Source organism: Pseudomonas sp. NPDC088885 (assembly GCF_044750025.1).
Taxonomy (GTDB): Bacteria; Pseudomonadota; Gammaproteobacteria; order Pseudomonadales; family Pseudomonadaceae; genus Aquipseudomonas; species Aquipseudomonas rustica.
Window position 1 is genome coordinate 4,289 of sequence record NZ_JBIVJB010000147.1, and the last position, 3,210, is coordinate 7,498.

Genomic DNA, 3,210 nt, shown 5'->3' on the forward strand with positions numbered 1-3,210 from the left:
ACTCAAACTCACACCGCTAACACTACGTATCGAAACCATGGGTGGCGTGATGACCGCGCTGATCGAGAAAAACACCACGATTCCTACCAAGAAATCGCAAGTGTTCTCGACTGCCGACGACAACCAGGGCGCTGTGACCATTCACGTGCTGCAGGGTGAGCGTAAGCAAGCCACTCAGAACAAGTCCTTGGGCAAGTTCGACCTGGCCGACATTCCACCTGCACCACGTGGCGTGCCACAGATCGAAGTAACCTTCGACATCGATGCCAACGGCATCCTGCACGTCGGCGCGAAAGACAAGGCTACCGGCAAGACTCAGTCGATCGTGATCAAGGCCAACTCCGGTCTGTCCGATGACGAAATTCAGCAAATGATTCGTGATGCTGAAGTCAACGCTGAAGAAGACCGCAAGTTCGAAGAATTGGCCGCTGCCCGTAACCAGGGTGATGCACTGGTTCACTCGACTCGCAAAATGGTTGCTGACGCGGGCGACAAAGTCACCGCCGAAGAGAAGACTGCGATCGAAGCGGCTGTGGTTGCTCTGGAAGCCGCTGTCAAAGGCGACGACAAGGCTGCTATCGAAGCGAAGGTTGAAGAGCTGTCGAAAGTCTCCGCTCCGGTTGCTCAGAAGATGTACGCCGAACAGGCTCAGCCAGCTGATGGCGCAGCCCCGCAAGGCGAATCGGCTGAGAAGGCTGACGACGTTGTCGATGCAGAGTTCGAAGAAGTCAAAGACCACAAGTAAGTTGTTGGTCGGCCGGTTGACTGCCTTCGGGCAGTGACTGGTAGGATGTCGCCGCGCGGGAGCTAGCTCCCGCGTTGGCGTATCTGGAATACGCGAATTTTTACAGCATGCGACAACGTTCGGATGCTGGCGGTATGGCCGGGAATGCTCCTGCTTTTCGCGCCGCAAGTACCGCAGAATCAAAGACCAGGATCGTTGAATTGACGTGAGTTGGGTCCGGGCCTGTATTGGGGCTCAACGAGTTTGGCGATCCTCAGGAGGGGTTTGCCGGACGTCCTCAAGAGTGCAGAAGACTTATGGCAAAGCGTGACTATTACGAAGTGTTGGGTGTCGAGCGTGGCTCAAGCGATGCAGACCTGAAGAAGGCCTATCGTCGTCTGGCGATGAAGCATCACCCGGACCGTAATCCCGATGACAAAGCGTCGGAAGAACTGTTCAAAGAGGCCAACGAGGCCTACGAAGTACTGTCCGATTCCAGCAAACGTGCGGCTTACGACCAGTACGGTCATGCCGGCGTCGACCCAAGCATGGGTGGCGGCGGTGCCGGTTTTGGCGGTCAGAACTTCTCTGACATCTTTGGCGATGTCTTCAGTGATTTCTTCGGTGGTGGTCGCGGCGGTGGTCGTGGCGGCGCTCAGCGTGGCAGTGATCTGCGCTACACCCTCGAGCTGAATCTGGAAGAAGCGGTGCGCGGCACGTCGGTGAATATCCGCGTTCCGACACTGGTCAACTGCAAGCCGTGTGATGGTTCGGGCGCCAAGAAAGGCTCCTCACCATCGACGTGCCCGACCTGCGGCGGCATCGGTCAGGTGCGCATGCAGCAAGGCTTCTTCTCGGTGCAGCAAACCTGCCCGCGTTGCCATGGCCAAGGCAAGATCATTTCCGATCCGTGCGATACCTGCCACGGTGACGGTCGCGTTGAAGAGTACAAAACCCTGTCGGTCAAAGTACCGGCCGGCGTCGACACCGGCGACCGCATTCGTCTGTCCGGCGAAGGCGAAGCGGGTACGCAGGGCGGCCCGACGGGCGATCTGTACGTGGTCATCAACGTGCGCGAGCACGACATCTTCCAGCGTGACGGCAAGCATCTGTTCTGCGAAGTGCCGATCAGCTTCGTCGACGCAGCATTGGGCGGCGAGCTGGAAATCCCGACCCTCGACGGTCGCGTCAAACTGAAAATCCCTGAAGGCACCCAGACCGGCAAGCAGTTCCGTGTACGCGGCAAAGGCGTGGCGCCAGTGCGTGGCGGCGGTGCAGGCGATCTGATGTGCCGCGTTGCGGTCGAAACGCCGGTGAATCTGAACCGTCGTCAGCGCGAACTGCTGGAAGAATTCCGCAGCTCGCTGGCCGACGACAACAGCCATTCACCGAAAACCACCGGTTGGTTTGACGGTGTGAAGCGTTTCTTCGGCGATCTGTAAGGAGTCGGCATGCGACGTATAGCTGTGATGGGCGCTGCTGGGCGCATGGGTAAGATTCTGGTCGAAGCCGTGCAGCAGCGCGCGCCGCTGACCGGTTTGACCGCTGCCGTGGTGCGTCCGGGCAGCACGTTGATCGGCGTCGATGCCGGTGAGCTGGCTTCGCTGGGTCGTATTGGCGTGCCGTTGTCCGCTCACATCGAAGCCGTGGCTGAAGAGTTCGATGTATTGATCGACTTCACCCTGCCCGAAGTGATGCTGAAAAATCTGGCGTTCTGCCGAAAGGCAGGCAAAGCCATGGTCATCGGTACCACCGGGCTGGACGCGGCGCAGAAGCAATTGCTGGCCGATGCCGGGAAAGATATCCCGATCGTGTTTGCCGCCAACTTCAGCGTCGGGGTCAACCTGTCGCTGAAATTGCTCGAGATGACCGCGCGGGTGCTGGGCGATGAGGCTGACATCGAGATCATCGAAGCTCATCACCGGCACAAGATCGACGCACCTTCGGGTACCGCGCTGCGCATGGGCGAAGTGATTGCCGATGCGCTGGATCGTGATCTGCAGAAGGTCGCGGTCTATGGGCGTGAAGGCCACACCGGCGCGCGTGAGCGTGAAACCATTGGTTTTGCCACGGTTCGCGGCGGTGATGTGGTCGGCGATCACACCGTGCTGTTTGCCTGTGAGGGCGAGCGTCTGGAAATCACCCACAAGGCTTCCAGCCGCATGACCTTCGCCAAGGGCGCGGTACGTGCTGCGCTGTGGCTCGACGGTCGCGAGCCGGGCCTGTACGACATGCAAGACGTGCTCGACCTGCATTGATGCATTGCTGAACCCGGCGCAAACGCCCTGTTTGCGCTGGTTTTTCTCCACTCGGCGACGTCCTGTCGCATTCTCCGGCCTTTTCGGCTCTTTAGCGGTGGACCAAAAAAGCCTTTTTCTGTAAGCTACAGCTTTAGTGTGTCCACTAAAAGCGCGCAGAATAATTCAGTGAAGAAGCGGGGTGACGTGTCCATACGTCACTCCGCTATATTACAACCTGCGATCGCC

3 protein-coding genes are annotated in these 3,210 nt (G+C 58.8%); all 3 read left to right on the forward strand.

Features of this window, described 5'->3' with window-relative positions:
- A partial coding sequence (locus ACIP1X_RS27050) for an Hsp70 family protein (protein WP_400755803.1) occupies positions 1-745 on the forward strand: 745 nt, incomplete at its 5' end.
- A gap of 296 nt (positions 746-1,041) precedes the next feature.
- Positions 1,042-2,166, forward strand: a complete 1,125-nt coding sequence (gene dnaJ, locus ACIP1X_RS27055; RefSeq protein WP_400755804.1) for a molecular chaperone DnaJ — start codon at positions 1,042-1,044, stop codon at positions 2,164-2,166.
- A 9-nt stretch (positions 2,167-2,175) separates the two neighbouring features.
- Complete coding sequence (dapB, locus tag ACIP1X_RS27060; RefSeq protein WP_400755805.1) at positions 2,176-2,982, forward strand: 4-hydroxy-tetrahydrodipicolinate reductase; 807 nt, start codon at positions 2,176-2,178, stop codon at positions 2,980-2,982.
- Positions 2,983-3,210: the final 228 nt, after the last annotated feature.

Excerpts from the sequence above, each read along its gene's own strand:
- dnaJ (WP_400755804.1), top strand. The coding sequence starts at position 1,042 with ATGGCAAAGCGTGACTATTACGAAGTGTTGGGTGTCGAGCGTGGCTCA.
- dapB (WP_400755805.1), top strand. The coding sequence starts at position 2,176 with ATGCGACGTATAGCTGTGATGGGCGCTGCTGGGCGCATGGGTAAGATT.